Annotated in this window: 15 protein-coding genes; 3 read left to right on the plus strand and 12 right to left on the minus strand. The window is 66.4% G+C overall.

The genetic code is table 11. From position 1 onward, the window contains the following. Positions 1 to 12: 12 nt before the first annotated feature. From V5279_RS00200 to rsmI, 7 genes are all read right to left on the minus strand, one after another. Positions 13 to 2,268 (minus strand): PAS domain-containing hybrid sensor histidine kinase/response regulator, encoded by a 2,256-nt coding sequence (locus tag V5279_RS00200; RefSeq protein ID WP_338694065.1) that lies wholly within the window; start codon positions 2,266 to 2,268, stop codon positions 13 to 15. 103 nt (positions 2,269 to 2,371) lie between these two features. Then, positions 2,372 to 2,890 carry a hypothetical protein gene (locus V5279_RS00205; protein WP_338694067.1) on the minus strand — a complete coding sequence of 173 codons (519 nt, stop codon included), beginning with the start codon at positions 2,888 to 2,890 and terminating at the stop codon, positions 2,372 to 2,374. 199 nt (positions 2,891 to 3,089) lie between these two features. After that, the gene (locus V5279_RS00210; RefSeq protein ID WP_338694069.1) at positions 3,090 to 4,628 is read right to left on the minus strand and encodes a YifB family Mg chelatase-like AAA ATPase; all 1,539 of its coding nucleotides are present in this window, start codon (positions 4,626 to 4,628) and stop codon (positions 3,090 to 3,092) included. 106 nt (positions 4,629 to 4,734) lie between these two features. Continuing rightward, the gene (locus tag V5279_RS00215) at positions 4,735 to 5,706 is read right to left on the minus strand and encodes an MBL fold metallo-hydrolase (RefSeq protein ID WP_338694071.1); all 972 of its coding nucleotides are present in this window, start codon (positions 5,704 to 5,706) and stop codon (positions 4,735 to 4,737) included. Positions 5,707 to 5,996: 290 nt separating this feature from the next. Continuing rightward, positions 5,997 to 6,944 (minus strand): glutathione synthase, encoded by a 948-nt coding sequence (gene gshB / locus V5279_RS00220; protein WP_338694073.1) that lies wholly within the window; start codon positions 6,942 to 6,944, stop codon positions 5,997 to 5,999. A gap of 30 nt (positions 6,945 to 6,974) precedes the next feature. After that, complete coding sequence (locus V5279_RS00225) at positions 6,975 to 7,358, minus strand: YraN family protein (RefSeq protein WP_166212917.1); 384 nt, start codon at positions 7,356 to 7,358, stop codon at positions 6,975 to 6,977. Continuing rightward, a complete protein-coding gene (gene rsmI, locus V5279_RS00230) occupies positions 7,345 to 8,298 on the minus strand; it encodes a 16S rRNA (cytidine(1402)-2'-O)-methyltransferase (protein ID WP_166300161.1) in 954 nt (317 codons plus the stop codon). The genes V5279_RS00225 and rsmI overlap by 14 nt, the downstream gene beginning before the upstream one ends. Before the next feature lie 217 nt (positions 8,299 to 8,515). On the opposite strand from rsmI, the gene V5279_RS00235 reads away from it, so the two are divergent. Next, positions 8,516 to 9,730, plus strand: a complete 1,215-nt coding sequence (locus V5279_RS00235) for a penicillin-binding protein activator (RefSeq protein WP_338694079.1) — start codon at positions 8,516 to 8,518, stop codon at positions 9,728 to 9,730. Positions 9,731 to 9,811: 81 nt separating this feature from the next. Here the strand turns inward: V5279_RS00235 and hemW are convergent, their stop codons facing one another. Genes hemW through rph form a run of 3 tightly spaced genes read right to left on the minus strand, consistent with a single transcriptional unit; the run spans position 9,812 to position 12,316 of the window. Next, complete coding sequence (gene hemW / locus V5279_RS00240; protein ID WP_338694081.1) at positions 9,812 to 10,969, minus strand: radical SAM family heme chaperone HemW; 1,158 nt, start codon at positions 10,967 to 10,969, stop codon at positions 9,812 to 9,814. Further along, on the minus strand, positions 10,956 to 11,591 hold the full coding sequence (gene rdgB / locus V5279_RS00245) for an RdgB/HAM1 family non-canonical purine NTP pyrophosphatase (RefSeq protein ID WP_166300187.1): 636 nt from the start codon (positions 11,589 to 11,591) through the stop codon (positions 10,956 to 10,958). Before rdgB ends, hemW begins: the two co-directional genes overlap by 14 nt. A gap of 11 nt (positions 11,592 to 11,602) precedes the next feature. After that, positions 11,603 to 12,316 carry a ribonuclease PH gene (rph, locus tag V5279_RS00250; protein ID WP_166300189.1) on the minus strand — a complete coding sequence of 238 codons (714 nt, stop codon included), beginning with the start codon at positions 12,314 to 12,316 and terminating at the stop codon, positions 11,603 to 11,605. A 169-nt stretch (positions 12,317 to 12,485) separates the two neighbouring features. On the opposite strand from rph, the gene hrcA reads away from it, so the two are divergent. Both hrcA and grpE read left to right on the plus strand, forming a co-directional pair. After that, the gene (hrcA, locus tag V5279_RS00255; RefSeq protein WP_029081002.1) at positions 12,486 to 13,574 is read left to right on the plus strand and encodes a heat-inducible transcriptional repressor HrcA; all 1,089 of its coding nucleotides are present in this window, start codon (positions 12,486 to 12,488) and stop codon (positions 13,572 to 13,574) included. 162 nt (positions 13,575 to 13,736) lie between these two features. Beyond that, on the plus strand, positions 13,737 to 14,342 hold the full coding sequence (gene grpE / locus V5279_RS00260) for a nucleotide exchange factor GrpE (protein WP_166212907.1): 606 nt from the start codon (positions 13,737 to 13,739) through the stop codon (positions 14,340 to 14,342). Positions 14,343 to 14,351: 9 nt separating this feature from the next. Here the strand turns inward: grpE and pncA are convergent, their stop codons facing one another. After that, positions 14,352 to 15,074 carry a bifunctional nicotinamidase/pyrazinamidase gene (gene pncA / locus V5279_RS00265; RefSeq protein WP_338694087.1) on the minus strand — a complete coding sequence of 241 codons (723 nt, stop codon included), beginning with the start codon at positions 15,072 to 15,074 and terminating at the stop codon, positions 14,352 to 14,354. Between the two features lie 97 nt (positions 15,075 to 15,171). Beyond that, on the minus strand, positions 15,172 to 16,107 hold the full coding sequence (locus tag V5279_RS00270) for a hypothetical protein (RefSeq protein ID WP_338694089.1): 936 nt from the start codon (positions 16,105 to 16,107) through the stop codon (positions 15,172 to 15,174). Positions 16,108 to 16,507: the final 400 nt, after the last annotated feature.

Below are 16,507 nucleotides of genomic sequence, written 5' to 3' on the forward strand. Positions count from 1 at the left end.
GGAGTTTGTGGCCTACGCCGCGATATGCCGCGCGGCGGCGAGGCCGGCGAGCGCTTCTTCCAGCTTCTCGCGGTCGAGCGGCTTGATCAGAAAACCGTCCATGCCGGCTTCGAAGCAGGCGTAGCGGTCCTCCACCAGCGTGTTGGCGGTCAGCGCCAGGATCGGGGTCCGGCGTCCGGACTGGCCGGCTTCATGCGCGCGGATCTGCTTGGTGGTCTCGATGCCGTTGAGGCGCGGCATCTGGATGTCCATCAGCACGAGATCATAGGGCGTGCCGGCTGACGTCGCCGACAGCCAGGATTCCATCGCCTGCTCGCCATTGGTGGTGATGACCACGTTGTGGCCGAGCCTCGTGAGAAGCGAGCGCATCAAGAGCGCGTTGATCTCATTGTCCTCGGCGACCAGGATCGAGAGCCCCTTGTCCGGGGCCGCGGCCGCCGTGGGCTCGGCCATCGCCTCGATCGCAAGGCTTTGATCTCCGACAAGGCTCGGTGCCGCGATCTCGGGCGACGCGACCAGGCGTGCGGCAAGCGAGGCCGCACGCAGCGGCTTGACCAGATAGCCGGTGAACATGGCTGTCTCGGAGGCCGACAGCTCCTGCCGCGTCGCCGGCGTGAACATCACGATGCGATGGGTCGCATGAAGGCGCGCCGCGCTGGCAAACGCCTCCATCGCCGGCGCGCCGAGCGTGTGGTCGATCAGGACGGCGTGCCAGCTTCGTTCCGGCAACAGCGCCTCGGCGACACCGGTGTCCGACACGATGCAGGTCTGCGCGCCCCAGCGCTGCAACCGCCGCGAGATCAGCGAGACCTCGATGCTGTGCGGTGCGACCAGCATGATCGACTGGCTGGTGAGGTCGGGCGCGGCGAAGCTGTTGGCCTCGCCGGTGTCGGCGGCGGCGAGCGGGATCGATACTTCGAAGGTCGAGCCGGAGCCCGGCGTGCTCGCGAGCGTGATGCGGCCGCCCATTCGCTTGACGATGCGGTCGCTGATCGAAAGTCCGAGGCCGGTGCCGCCATAGCTGCGCGCGATGCGGTCGTCGGCCTGCTCGAACTCCCGGAAGATGCGCTGCTGCGCTTCCGGTGCGATGCCGATGCCGGTGTCGCGGACCAGGAAGCTGATCTCGTTCGGCCAGATGCCGGGCTCGACGATCAGCGCGATGCCGCCGCTCGCGGTGAACTTGATGGCATTGCCGGCGAGGTTGAGCAGCACCTGACGCAGCCGCGCGGCGTCGCCGGCCACCTGCATCGGCAGCCGCTCGTCGACATAGGCGGCGATCTCGATGCCCTTGGCCTGCGCGCGCGGCGCCAGCAGCTCGGTGATGTCCTCGATCAGGCCGGACAGCGCAAAGGCGCGGTGCTCGAGATCGATCTTGCCGGCTTCGATCTTGGAATAGTCGAGCAGCTCCTCGATCAGCGCCAGCAGCGCGTCGCCGGAGGTCTTGACCGCCTTGACGTAGGTCGTCTGCTCCGGCGTCAGCTGGGTGTCCATCAACAGTCCGCTCATGCCGATGATGCCGTTCAGCGGGGTGCGGATCTCGTGGCTCGCCATCGCCAGGAAGCGCGACTTGGCGCGGTTGGCGGCATCGGCCTGATCGCGCGCTTCGGCCAGTGCCCGTTCGCTCTCGGTGCGGTCAGTGACGTCGCGGCCGACGCTCTGCATCTCGGCAGGCGCGCCGGCATCGTTGCGCACGAGGCCCTCGCGCCAGGCGATCCAGCGCGGCCCGAGCGGGCCTTCGATCTTCTGGTCGTAGACCCGCGTACCGTTGGCTTCGAGCGCGGTGTCGCCCTGTTCGAGCACCTTGAGCGTGGCGCTGCTGCCGATCAATTCGCTGCGGGAGGACTGCGCCAGCTCGCAATAGGCGTCGTTGGCGTAGGTGATGCGGCCGTCGATGTCGCGCAGCACGATCAAATCGTCCTGCGCCTCGAACAGGGTAGAGGCGCGCTGTTCGGCTTCCTGCAGTTCCCAGTTGCGGTCGGCCATCGCCTCATTATGCATTGCGATGGTGCGCAACCTCCTGCGCATCAGCCGCAGGCGGATGCCGAGCGTCACGATCCAGAGGCAGGCGAGCGCGAACAGGAAGCTGACCCCGATCGCGAATGCATTGGGGTCGTAGCCGCTTTGCTGCGAGAGGGCGCCCGAAATGAACCCGAAGGCGCTGCCGAATGCGATGGAGAAGATCGTGAAGGACCGGACGATCGTCGCGACCCAGGAATGGCGCCGCAGGAAGCGGCGAAGGCGTAACTTGATCCGGAAGAAACGCCCCATCAATGGTGGCCCTGAGAGTGCTTGATCTGCCGATGACGATGCGTCGGTCACCTTGCAAAGTGCTTGAAGTTGGTGGCCGTTTCGCGGTGCCCTCGGAACAGGGTTAGCGGAGGGTTAACTCTGCCAGGACCCGAGCGGCGGAGGGCGCGCGAGGTGCAAGCGACGCTGATTCGAGGCGGCGGTGTTCGCCGCGGGCGCTGACGATCAGGGCCGCGGCATCGCGGGCCGAAAACGTCTTCGACTGCACGAAGACGCGATAGTCCGACGGACCGTCATGCGAAAGGTAGATCACCGGATCGCTCGCCGAGGGATTGCCGGAAATCCCGATCAGCTGCGGCTTCGCGTTGCTTTCGCATGCGCCGGCCTCGGCATCGTCGATGTCGTCGATGACGGTGAAGTCGGCGGCCTCGGCGCTGTCGGCGATCTGGACCCGGACCGTGGCAAGGCCGGGATCGTCGGTGAAGCTGACGTGAAGCTGGGCCAGCCAGGAGATCGATGCGATCTGCATCGTTGCGCCGCCGATCTCGATGCAGGGCCGGGGACCCGGCAGCAATTCGGCGCGGGCAAATACCGCGGCCACGGCAAGCGGGACCACCGAGGCCAGAATCTTCAAACGCAACATGACACAACTCGCTCGACCCAAGCGCGCCGCGGATCGCGGTGCTTATGGTTTGCGGAGCGTAAATGAGAGTGGTTACTGCCGCGTTGACGCGGCGGGCATCGGGCGGAAAACCGGAGAGAGCTTCGGTTCTGACGCGTTTTCTTCAGGCGAATCGGTGCCGATCCCGCATCAAGTGCGGGACAGGCTTCGCTGGAAAACGCTACGCCGCGCGGCGCAAATCGTCGGCCAATGCACGATAGGACAGCGCTTCGGCGAGGTGCAGCCGGCCGATCGTCTCGGCGCCGTCGAGATCGGCCAGCGTGCGCGCCACCCGCAGCACGCGGTGATAGCCGCGCGCGGTGAGGTGCATGGTGTCGGCCGCCTCGCGGAGCAGCTTCTGGCCATGCGCGTCGGGCTGCGCGATGGTCTCGAGCAGCGAGCTCGGCGCTTCCGCGTTGGTGCGGACCTGCGGCATGCCGGCCGCCGCGTAACGCGCGAGCTGGATGTCGCGCGCGGCCGCGACGCGGCGGGCGACCTCGGCCGAGCCCTCCGCCGGCGGCGGCAGGATCAGATCGGCCGCGGTCACCGCCGGCACCTCGATCCTGAGATCAATGCGATCCATCAGCGGGCCGGAGATCCGCATCTGGTAGTCGGCGGTGCAGCGGTCGAGCCGGCCGCGCTTGCAGGAATAGCCGGGCTCATAGGCGTGGCCGCAGCGGCACGGGTTCATGGCCGCGACCAGCATGAAGCGCGCCGGATAGGTGACGCGATGGTTGGCCCTGCTCACCGAGACCTCGCCATTCTCCAGCGGCTGCCGCAGCGAATCCAGCACGCGCGGATCGAACTCCGGCAACTCGTCGAGGAACAGCACGCCCTGATGGGCGAGCGAGATCTCGCCGGGCTTGGCGCGCATGCCGCCGCCTGTCAGCGCCGCCATGCTGGCCGAGTGATGCGGACTGCGGAACGGGCGCCGCGCGGTCAGGGCGCCGTCGCGGATCTCGCCGGCGACGGAGGCTATCATCGAGACTTCGAGCAGTTCCGACGGCGACAGCGGCGGCAGGATCGAGGGCAGCCGCGCCGCCAGCATCGACTTGCCGGCGCCGGGCGAGCCGATCATCAGCAGATGATGCCCGCCGGCGGCCGCGATCTCGAGCGCGCGTTTTGCGCTTTCCTGGCCCTTGATGTCGCGCAGGTCGAGCAGCGTCTCCTCGCGCTCGTGCACCTTGGGCTGCGGGCGCGACAGCAGCTGCGTGCCCTTGAAGTGATTGGCGATCTGGATCAGCGAGTGAGCTGCGATGATCTGGATGTCGGGGCTCGCCCAGGCGGCTTCCGAGCCGCAGGCGGCCGGGCAGATCAATCCCTCGTCGCGCGAGTTGGCGCCGATCGCGGCAGGCAGCACGCCCGCCACCGGCGCGATCGAGCCATCGAGCCCGAGCTCGCCGAGCACGGTGAAGCCATTGAGCGCATCCGGCGGGATCGCCCCGATCGCCGCCATCAGGCCGAGCGCAATCGGCAGGTCGTAATGGCTGCCTTCCTTCGGCAGGTCGGCCGGTGCCAGGTTGACGGTGATGCGGCGGGCGGGCAGCGCGAGGCCGGAGGCGATCAGCGCCGAGCGCACCCGCTCCCTCGCCTCCGACACCGCCTTGTCGGGCAGGCCTACGATCGCAAAGGCCGGCAGTCCCGGCGCGACCTGCACCTGCACGTCGACCGCGCGGGCCTCGATCCCCTCGAAAGCGACGGTAGAAACCCGCTGGACCATGCTGCCCCTATCTTCCGCCACCCAAGGTAGCGGAGCGGGATGCCCAACGCAAGAACATTAAGGGAACATCCGGGGCGGCGTGTGCCGTCCCCGGATGCGCCGCTGCTCACAGATTCATCTGCATCGGCTCGGGATAGTAGTGGAAGCCGTCGCCGACCTTGGCGACGTGGCCGTAGCCTGGCCAGGCGAAGTGATAGGACATTACCGCGGTCTTGTTCGCGGCCAGCATCTCCAGGAGCTTGACCCGCGAGGCCGCCGCCTGCTTCGGATCGGTGTCGTAGGAGAATTCCATCCGCGGCCGCTCCAGCAGCAGCACCGCGTGATGCGAGAGATCGCCGAGGAAGGCGAAGGATTTGCCGCCCGAGCTCACCATGAAGATGGTGTGGCCCACGGTGTGGCCGGGCGCCGCGATCGCCTGCACGCCGGGCAGGAATTCCTGGCCGTCCTTGAAGAACACAATGCGGTCGCGCACCGGCAGCAGGTTCTTGCGGGCGTGCACGATGAAGTCCTTCAACGGACTGCCCATCTTGCCTTCGTCGGTCCAGAAATCGAGATCGCTCTGGGCGATGTAGTACTGCGCGTTCGGGAATAGCGGCTTGTTGTCGGCATCGACGATGCCGCCGATATGATCGATATGCGCGTGCGACAGCACGACGGCGTCGATGTCTTCCGGCTTGATGCCGGCTTCCTTCATGCTCTTCTGCTGCCGGCCGGTGGTCGGACCGAACGCCTTGGAAGTACCCATGCCGGTATCGAACAGGATCAGCTTGTCGCCCGTGTTGACGATCGGCGAGTTCTGCTCGAGCACGACATTGTCGGGCGAGAGGAAGTTGTCGGACAGCATCTTCTTCACTTCTTCCTTCGGCACGCCGGTGAAGGTGCCGGAGGGATCGCCGAGCGGCAGCGGGCCGTCGGAGACGACGGTCACTTCCGCATCGCCGAGCGTGAAACGATGCCAATAGGGTGTCTGCGTGCCGAGTTTGGGAGCGCGCGCCTCGGCCGTGCCGCCGAGGATGGTGCTGGCGCCGAGACCGGCGCCAAGCGCGAGCAAGGATCGTCGTGAGACATTGAGCGTCATAACGTCTTCCTCCACATTTTTTATGAGATTTTCGCGTTGATGCCTGCCCATTGACCCGCCGCTTGACCTGACGCAGGCAAGAGAATGCTGCCCTCGCCCGCGCAAGCTGGCAAGAAGAATAAGGCGAACGCTGGCGCGGTCGGTCTCCGGCTAAAGCATGATCCGGAAAAGTGTGACGCGGTTTTCCGAAAAGATCATGCTCAAACAAGAAGCTAAAGCGCGATGATGATTCAACCCGATCTCATCGCGCTTTTAGAATTCAACCGGCATGTGCGGCGCACAAGGGAGGGTTATTTGGCGGCGCGCTTCTTCTCGATGGCATCCCAGACCCTGGCCGCGACGTCGGGGCCGTTGAGCCGCTGAATGGCGCGGATGCCGGTCGGCGAGGTGACGTTGATCTCGGTGAGGTTGCCGTCGATCACGTCGATGCCGACGAACAGCAGGCCAAGTTCGCGCAGCGCGGGTCCGACGGTGGCGCAGATTTCGCGCTCGCGATCCGAGAGCTCGGTCGCCGCGGCCGCGCCGCCGCGCACCATGTTGGAGCGCAGGTCATCCGGCGCCGGCACGCGGTTGACGGCGCCGGCGAACTCACCGTCGACCAGGATGATGCGCTTGTCGCCATGCTTCACCTCGGGGAGGAAGCGCTGGATCACCCAGGGCTCCTTGAAGGTGACCGAGAACATGTCGAACAGCGAGCCGAAATTCATGTCCTGCGGCATCACGCGGAACACCGCGGCGCCGCCATGGCCGTGCAACGGTTTCATGACGACGGCGCCATGCTGATCGCGGAATGCGTTGATCTCGTCGAGGTCGCGCGAGATCAGGGTCGGCGGCATCAGCTGCGGGAAATTCATCACGAACAGCTTTTCCGGCGCGTTGCGCACGCTGGCCGGGTTGTTGACCACCAGCGTCTTCGGATGGATGCGCTCGAGGAAATGGGTCGAGGTGATATAGGCGAGGTCGAACGGCGGATCCTGCCGCAGCAGCACGACGTCGAAGCCATTGAGCGCCTCGCGCTTCGGCTCGCCCAGCGTGAAGTGATTGCCGACCTCGTCGCGCACGGTGAGAGACTGCATCGGTGCCACCAGCTCCTCGCCGCGCAGCGACAGTCTATCTGGCGTGTAATAGGAAATGCCGTGGCCGCGTTTCTGGGCTTCGAGCAGCAGCGCAAAGGTGGAATCGCCGCGGATGTTGATGCGCGCGATGGGATCCATCTGGACGGCGATCTTCAATTTCATAAGCGTATCCCGCGAGGTCTGGAGGTAACTTTAAGGGCTGGCGTCGAATGCCGCTAACAGATGGCGCGGCAGGCTCTTCGGCGCAATCAGCACGGCGTCGAATCTGAGATCAAATTCGGCATGTTCGGGATGCGCCATCAGCCAGGCCTGGGCGGCATTGACGATGCGCTGCTGCTGGCGTGGCGTCACCGCATAGGCGGCGTCATCGAGGCTGGCACGAGCCTTGACCTCGACGAAGGCGAGCAGATTGCGCCGGCGCACCACCAGGTCGATCTCGCCATAGGGGGTGCGGAAGCGTCTTGCCAGGATGCGATAGCCCTTGGCGATCAACAGGGCGGCGGCGCGGCTTTCGGCCGATATGCCGGTGCGGAATGCCGCGACGCGCTCGGGCGAGGCGCTGTCAGTTTTCGCCATCGCCGTCCCCGACGGTCTTCGCCAGTTCGAGGGCGCGGGCGTAGACCTCGCGGCGCGGGCGGCCCGACAGTTCGACCGCGTGCGCGACCGCATCCTTGACGCTGCCGCGGGCGAGCTGCGCGCGCAGGAGATCGTCGAGCGCGCCCTGGTCCATCACGCCGGCATCATCGGCCGGCGGTCCGACGACGAGCACGAATTCGCCGCGCGTTTCCAGCACATCGGCGCCTGCCGCAAGCTCGGCGACCGGCGCGCGCTTGACCTCCTCATGCAGCTTGGTCAGCTCGCGGCAGATCGCGGCATCGCGACTACCCATGATCGCGGCGAGATCGCGCAGCGTGTCCTGCACGCGATTGCCCGATTCGAACATCACGAGCGTCGCATCGATCCGCGCCAGCTCGGTCAGCCGAGCGCGGCGCGCGTGTTCCTTCGTTGGCAAAAATCCCTCGAAAAAGAACCGGTCGGTCGGCAGCGCCGCGACCGACAGCGCCGTCAATACCGACGACGGCCCCGGCACCGCGATGACGGCATGCCCGGCGGCGCAGACCTCACGCACCAGCTTGAAGCCGGGATCCGAGATCAGCGGCGTGCCGGCGTCCGAGACCAGCGCGATCGAGGCGCCCTGCGCCAGCCGTTCCAGGATCTTCGGCCGCGCCTGCGCGGCGTTATGCTCGTGATAGGGCGCAAGCTCGGCCGTGATCGCGTAACGCTCGGTCAGCCGGCGCGTAATTCTTGTGTCCTCGCAGGCAATGATGTCGACGCCCGCCAGCGTCTCCAGCGCGCGCAGGGTGATGTCGGCGAGATTTCCGATCGGGGTCGCGACCAGATGGAGCCCGGGCGTGGCCCTTGGCGCCGCCAGCAGCTGGCCGCCGATCGAAAAGGTTTTGGCCGCAGCGCCCGCCGTGGCGTCAGGACTGTGGAGGGAACTGGCTTTTGCGCGCATAATGCCAATCTAGAGGGATGGCAGCGCTTGCGCCACACCCGCAGGGGTGTTGCTTGAAGGTCGCTGCGCCGGAAATGTGGGCCGCGGCAACGGCGCCGCGGGGCCATAATCCTTTTGTTCCGGTTAACTATTCGCCGACAATATGCCTGAATCCACCCGCCTCATCAGAGCCGGATGGAGTCCTGGCCGATCATGGTCGGCCAAGAGAAGAGAGACGATGGAAGGCCCGCATCACCACAAGTCCCCGCCGTCGGGCACGACCCGGCGGACCGCGCTTGGTCTTATCGTGGGCGCGCCGCTGCTGTCGGCCTGCTCCGGTATCCAGCAAAGCCTGAGCCAGTTCTCCAGTCCGTTCGGCGGCGGCCAGGAGGCGGGACCCGCCGGCCCGCAGCAACAGCCGCAAGCGGTCGGTACCGGGCAAGTCAAGATCGGGCTGATCCTGCCGCTGTCGGCGTCCGGCAATGCCGGGCTCGCCGCCCAGTCGATGCGGAACGCCGCCGAAATGGCGCTGGCGGAATTTCAGAACCCGAACATTCAGCTGCTGATCAAGGACGATGGCGGCAGTTCGCAAGGCGCGGCGCAGGGCACCCAGCAGGCGCTGTCGGAAGGGGCCGAGATCATTCTGGGACCGCTGTTCGCGGGCTCCGTGCCGGCCACGGCGCAACTGACGCGGCCGCGCGGAACGTCGGTGATCGCGTTCTCCACCGATTCAAGCGTGGCCGGACGCGGCGTCTATCTCTTGAGCTTCCTGCCGGAGTCCGACATCAATCGGATCGTCGATTATTCCGCCGGGATCGGTAAGCGCTCATTCGCCGCGATGGTGCCCGACAACGCCTATGGCAATGTGGTCGAGGCCGCGTTCAAGCAGGCGGTCGGCCGCAAGAACGGCCGCGTCGTCGCATTCGAGAAATACGGCGCCGATCGCGCAACGCCGGCACGGACCGTGGCACAGGCGCTCGGCCAGGCCGATACGCTGCTGATTGCCGACGATGGCGATTCGGTCGTCGCGACCGCCGATGCGCTGACCGCGGCCGGCGCCAATCTGCGCAACATCCAGCTGCTCGGCACCGGGCTGTGGGACAATCCGCGGGTGTTCGCGAGCCCCGTGCTGCAGGGCGGCCTCTACGCCGCGCCAGACCCGTCCGGCTTCCGCAGCTTCGCCGGCCGCTACCGCGCCAAATATGGCGGCGAGCCGGTGCGGACCGCGACGCTGGCCTATGATGCCGTCGCGCTGATGGCGGCGCTGGCGCGCACCCAAGGCGCACAGCGCTTCGCGCCGGAGACGCTGACCAATCCATCCGGCTTTGCCGGCATCGACGGCCTGTTCCGCTTCCGCTCCGACGGCACCAATGAACGCGGCCTTGCGGTCATGAAGGTGGCGTCCGGCGGCGGCACACCGGTTGCGGGGTCGCCGAAGAGTTTTGGGGCTTAGGCGGGCAAGCTGCCTTGTCGAGCGCCGGAACCCGCCAGCTACTTTGCATGGGGTTGTTTTCGATATTTTGGCAGCGTGCACCTAGGCGGCGAGATCCGCGACGACGGCGTCGAGCACCGGGAATCCTGACTTCGTCACGCGCAGCCGTCCGTCGGCGTCGACGGCGATCGCGCCTTCCTCGCGCAGCATTGTGATCCGCTGCGGGGCGAGCTGGCGGCCGGACAGTGCCGCATAGCGCTTGGGGTCGATGCCCTCGGCAAGCCGCAGCCCCATCAGCAAAAATTCGTCGGCACGCTCTTCGCTGTTGAGGCTGTCATCGGTGACGACGCCGTGACCGCGTTCCTCGACATTCAACAGCCAGGCCTCGGGGCGCCGCTCGGTCGCGGTCGCGTGCCTGACGCCATCGACGTCGAGCCGGCCATGCGCACCGGGGCCGATGCCGGCATATTCCTCACCGCGCCAGTAGACGAGGTTGTGCTTGCACTCCGCCCCAGTGCGGGCGTGATTGGAGATCTCGTAGGCCGGCAATCCCTCGCGGGCGCAGACCTCCTGCGTCACGTCGTAGAGCGCGCGCGCGGTCGCTTCATCCGGCGTCTGCAATTTGCCGGCGGCATGCAGCCCGAAGAACGGCGTGCCTTCCTCGATCGTGAGCTGATAGAGCGACAGATGCTCGGCGGCTTCCGAGATCGCCTGCTTCAACTCGCTCGCCCACATCTGCGGCGTCTGGTCGGGCCGCGCATAGATCAGATCGAACGAGTAGCGGTCGAACGCGCTTCGCGCGATCGCAACCGCGTCGAGCGCTTCGCGCGCGGTGTGCAGTCGGCCCAATGCCTTCAGCGATGCGTCGTCCAGTGCCTGCACGCCGAGCGAGACGCGGTTGACGCCGGCCGCGCGATAGCCGCGAAAGCGCGTCGCCTCGACGCTGGTCGGGTTGGCTTCGAGCGTGACCTCGACGTCGCGCGCCACCGACCAATGCTTGCCGATGGCGTCGAGCACGGCGCCGACGGTCTGCGGCTGCATCAGTGACGGCGTGCCGCCGCCGAGGAAGATCGAGGTGACCTCGCGCCCCGGCACCCGCGCGGCCGTGGTCTCGATCTCGCGGGCGAAGGCGCGCACGAAGCGCTCCTCGTCGACGGGCGCATGCCGCACGTGGCTGTTGAAATCGCAATACGGGCATTTCGACAGGCAGAACGGCCAGTGCACGTAGACGCCAAAGGCTTTCCGTTCAGCGTGGCTCAAGGCAAATCTCCGCGAGCTTCACGAAGGCGCGGGCGCGATGCGACAGGCCAAGCCCGAGCGGCGGCAGGCCGTGCTTCTCGATGCTGGTCATCTCGCCGAAGGTCCGCGTATGGCCGTCGGGCAGGAAGGCCGGATCATAGCCGAAGCCGGCGGTGCCGCGTGGCGGCCAAACCAGGGTTCCGTCGGCGCGGGCCTCGACCTCCTCGAGGTGATCATCGGGCCACGCCACGCACAGGGCGGAGACGAAATGCGCACTTCGCCGGTCCGGCGCGGTGGCGCCGCGCTCCTGCAGCAAACGTTCGATCCGCGTCATCGCCGCCATGAAATCCTTGCCTTCGCCGGCCCAGCGCGCCGAATAGATCCCGGGTGCGCCGTCGAGCGCGTCGACCACGAGGCCGGAATCGTCCGCGAAAGCCGGCAGTCCGGTCGCTTTCGCCGCGGCGATCGCCTTGATCGCCGCATTGGCGCGAAAACTGTCGCCGGTCTCCTCGGGCTCGGCGAGGCCGAGCTCGCCGGCCGACACCGCCTCCACGCCATGCGGCGCCAGCAGTTCCCGCATCTCGGCGAGCTTGCCGGGATTATGGGTGGCGATGACGAGCCTTCCGGTGATTCGGCGATGCATGACCAATCTGACTACGCCACCGCGATCTTTTGCAAGTCGACCAGACGCGCGACACCTTTGCGCGCCAGCGCCATCAGCGCCAGAAACTCGTCCTGCGAGAACGGCGTCTTCTCGGCGGTGCCCTGCACCTCGATGATGCGGCCGTCGCCGGTCATGACGAAATTGGCGTCGGTGTCGGCCTCGGAGTCCTCGGCATAGTCGAGGTCGAGGACCGGCGTGCCCTGGTAGATGCCGCAGGAGATCGCCGCCACATTGTCGCGCAACACGTTGGTCTTCAGCATGTTGCGGGCCTTCATCCAGTTGATGCAGTCGGCCAGCGCCACCCAGGCACCGGTGATCGAGGCGGTGCGGGTGCCGCCATCGGCCTGGATGACGTCGCAATCGACCGTGATCTGGCGCTCGCCGAGCGCCTCCAGATCGACGGCCGCGCGCAGCGAACGGCCGATCAGCCGCTGGATCTCGACCGTGCGGCCGCCCTGCTTGCCGGCGGAGGCCTCACGGCGGGTGCGTTCCAGGGTGGCGCGCGGCAGCATGCCGTATTCGGCGGTCACCCAGCCGCGGCCCTGGCCCTTCAGCCAGGGCGGCAGCCGCTCTTCCAGCGTGGCGGTCACCAGCACATGGGTGTCGCCGAACTTCACCATGCAGGAACCCTCGGCATATTTGACGACGCCGCGTTCCAGCGACACGGGACGCAGTTCATCGGGCGCACGGCGGCTTGGCCGCATGAAATCCTCCAAAAATCCGAGATATATGGCTGGGCGTGCTTGTAGGAGGGGGAACGGGCAGCGGCAAGGGTTTTCGGCCCTGGGTTGGCCAGGTACCGGGGGCTGAATGCATGCTTGTCACCGGCCTCTCGGAGCGACAGATTAGGCAGCAATTGTGAGGGACTGGAGTGTGACTCATCACGATCCGATTGGCCTGATCGCACCGCATGCGGGGCTCGCCCAGCTCAACGAGCGTTCGCGCGACATTTTTCGTCAAATCGTCGAAAGCTACCTTGCGACCGGCGAGCCGGTCGGCTCGCGCAACATCTCGCGCCTGATCGCATTACCGTTGTCGCCGGCCTCGGTCCGCAATGTGATGTCGGACCTCGAGCAGCTCGGGCTGATCTATGCGCCGCACACCTCGGCGGGCCGGCTGCCGACCGAACTTGGCTTGCGTTTCTTCGTCGACGCCCTGATGCAGGTCGGCGACCTCACCGAGGCCGAGCGTCAATCGATCCAGACCCAGCTGGCCGCCGTCGGCCGTGCGCAATCCGTCGAGGCGGCGCTTGGCGAGGCGCTGACGCAGCTGTCGGGGCTGACCCGTGCCGCCGCGGTGGTGCTGACGCAAAAGTCGAATGCGCGGCTGAAGCACATCGAATTCGTGCGGCTGGAGCCGGAGAAGGCGCTGGTCGTGCTGGTCGGCGAAGACGGCCAGGTCGAAAACCGGGTGCTGGCGCTGCCGCCGGGCGTTCCATCGTCGGCGCTGACCGAAGCGACCAATTTCCTCAATGCGCGGATCCGTGGCCGGACGCTGGCCGAAGCGCGGCTCGAGCTCGAGACGGCATTGACGCAAAACCGCGCCGAGCTCGATCAGCTCACGCAAAAGGTCGTCGCGGCCGGCATCGCGAGCTGGTCCGGCGGCGCGAACGAGGACCGCCAGCTGATCGTGCGCGGCCACGCTAATCTGCTCGAGGATCTGCATGCGCTCGACGACCTCGAGCGCATCAAGTCGCTGTTCGACGATCTCGAGACCAAGCGCGGCGTGATCGATCTGCTCGGCCGCGCCGAACGCGGCGAGGGCGTGCGGATTTTCATCGGTTCGGAGAACAAGCTGTTCTCGCTGTCGGGTTCCTCCACCATCATCGCGCCATACGGCGACGCCCAGGGCCGGATCGTCGGCGTGCTCGGCGTGATCGGACCGACGCGGCTGAACTATGCGCGGGTAATCCCGACGGTGGATTATGCCGCGCGCATCGTCAGCAAGATGCTGGGCGGCTGATCGGAGCGAAATTCGGTTTCATTTGACGGGTTTCTTGACGCGAAGTGGAGGTGCGCTGGCCCTAACCGGTATGTTGCGCTTGATTTTCGCCGCTCAAAGCACGATATCCCGGGCAGCAATCCCCAAGATTTGAACCGACGCGAGTTTTCGAGAAGGCAAGCCATGACCGATCCGAACCGGGCCAATGACAACACCGAGAATTCGGCGCCGACGGGTGAACCCGTGGTCTCGAAGCCCTACATCATGCCTGACGATCCCGAGGTGGGATCGGCTGAGGCGCTGACCAAGGAACTCGCCGAGGCGCGCGACCGGACGCTGCGCACGCTGGCCGAGATGGAGAACCTCCGTCAGCGCACCCGCCGCGAGGTTGCCGACGCCAAGACCTATGGCATCACCGGCTTTGCCCGCGACGTGCTCGACATCGCCGACAATCTGCAGCGCGCGCTCGACGCCGTGCCGGCCGAGACCAAGGAAGCCGCCGATCCCGGCCTGAAGGCGCTGCTCGAAGGCGTCGAGCTGACCGAGCGCTCGCTGCTCAACACGCTGGAAAAGAACGGTGTCAAGAAGTTCGACCCGATCGGCGAGAAGTTCGATCCGAACTTCCAGCAGGCGATGTTCGAGGTGCCTGATCCGTCAGTGCCGTCGGGCACCGTGGTGCAGGTCGTGCAAGCCGGCTACATGATCGGCGAGCGCATCCTGCGTCCGGCGCTGGTCGGCGTCTCCAAGGGCGGCGCCAAGGCCGCCCCAAGCGCCGACATCACCGCCTGATCCAATGTCTTACGCGATATCCGACGACTGGATGCGCTTGACGCCGGCCTTGTCCATATCGGCCCAGGCCTTGGCCAATGATCCCTGGGTGTCGATGCCGCGGCAGGCATCCTCCACCACATAGGTTTCGAAGTCGGCCTTGCGCGCATCGAGCGCGGTCCAGGCCACGCAGAAATCGGTGGCGAGCCCGGCGACGAACACGCGATTGATCTTGCGCGCCGTCAGATAGGCGCCAAGCCCGGTGGTGGTCTTGCCGTCGGCTTCGGTGAAGGCGGAGTAGCTGTCGACGTCCTTGTGAAAACCCTTGCGGATGATCAGCTCCGCCTGCGGAATCGCAAGTTCCTTCGACAGCGCGGCGCCGTCGGTGCCTTGGACGCAGTGGTCGGGCCACAGCACCTGCTTGCCATAGGCGAGGTCGATGGTCTCGAACGGTTTCTTGCCGGCATGGACCGAGGCAAAGGAGACGTGACCGGGCGTGTGCCAGTCCTGCGTCATCACCACATTGGCAAAGCTCTTGGCGATCTTGTTGATCACCGGCACCACCTGCTCGCCGTCCTTCACCGCGAGGCTGCCGCCGGGCAGGAAGCAGTTCTGCACGTCGATCACGAGCAGCGCGGAGCCGTCGTCGGGCTTGATTGCGGCGGCCCAGAGATTCCTGGGAACCAGCGTCGCGAGCGCCATCGTGCCAAAGATCGTGCCAAGGCCTGCAACAATCCGTCGTCGATCGAACATCGCGCCCTCCTCGCTTTGTGTGATTATCGCGCGAGGAGGCTAGTTCCGTTCGTGGAGCTGCGAAAGCCCGATTTTTCGGAGGGCTTTGCGAAAGGGATCAGCCGCGCGGCTGGATGCCGTCGCGCACCGCGCGGAAGCGCGGGAAGGCCTTCTCCCAATCGGTGCGCGGCGAGCTGCCGATGATGCGCATCGAGGTTTGCGCGCCGAACCGCAGCCACTGCACGATGGTCACCGGGGTGTTGTCCTTGCCGCTGACGGCGTCGATCCGGGTCTCGAAGCCGGGCTGGCCGTCGATCCGGATCGGCTCGGACATGGTGATCCGCCCGTCGCGCACGCCGGGGATCGTAGTCGCGATCTGCTGGGCGAAGCGGCCGCGATCATCGGGTGTGGCCGGGGCCGAGCCGATGATGCCAAGCAGCAAGAAGGGCTTGGTCTCGAGGGCCTTCTCGTCGCCGTCGGCCATCAGCAGTGCCGCGCCCGGCGCCAGCATGCGGATATTCTTGAAACCGCTGAGCTCGGTGACCTTGAACGGCATCATGCCGAGCTGCTCGTCGACCGGCACCTCGTTGCGGATCTGGGCGGTGGCGAACATCTGCCGCACGGCGTCGTCGGTGTAGATCTTGCTCGCATTCTCCGGCACCTGCACCGCGACATAGCCGGAGAAGGTCGGCCCCGGCAGGATCATGGAATAGCGCCGCACATTGCTGGCGCCGTCGCGCCCACTCTCCACGGTGTAGTAGGCGAGGCCGGCCGGCGTCTCGAGGCTCTCGGGCTTGATATTCCCGGTGCCGGCGGGATTGGCCTTGAACGCGCTCACGACCTCCGCGTAGGCGTCCGCGGGCAGGTCGGCGATCAGGACCTTCACGCCCTGGTCCTCAGTCTCGAAGCCGATGAACGACTTGGCCCGGTTGAGGCCCACCAGCGGCTTCATCCCGACATGCGCGCCCGGCGGAAACACCACGTCGGCGGCGAAGCCACGACAGGTGGCAGCAATCAGCAAGGCAACCGCAACGAGAACTCGAAAAGGCGTCATGGGAGGATCTACCGGTTTTGCTTGGTGGCCGCGCAACGGGCCCGGTGCAGGGCTGGGTGGCCTCTTTCAGTCGGACCGCTTTTAGCGGTTTTGATGACCCTGCAACAGGCCGCCAAACCTCCGCTCCGGGCCCGCGAGCCCGATTCCATGGGCTTTTCGCCCTGATTGGCTGGCACTTTTCAGCTTCCCGACGTGTCCACGAGCCTACCGCCTGCGGCCGCCCAGCGGCCAAACAGCGCGCCTCGGCCGTGCGCCGCTCTCGCATACGACGTTTGTGAGCGTTCACTCAACAGCGGTGACGCCGCGCGGCGGACGTTGGCGCCCTAAATCATTGCCGATTTGTTAACTTGGCTTGGGCCTGTCTCGGGGCGTGGCTTGGGCTCGTTGCGGACCTGCTTCG

The sequence above is a fragment of the Bradyrhizobium sp. 26S5 genome (assembly GCF_036923295.1).
Taxonomy (GTDB): domain Bacteria; phylum Pseudomonadota; class Alphaproteobacteria; order Rhizobiales; family Xanthobacteraceae; genus Bradyrhizobium; species Bradyrhizobium septentrionale.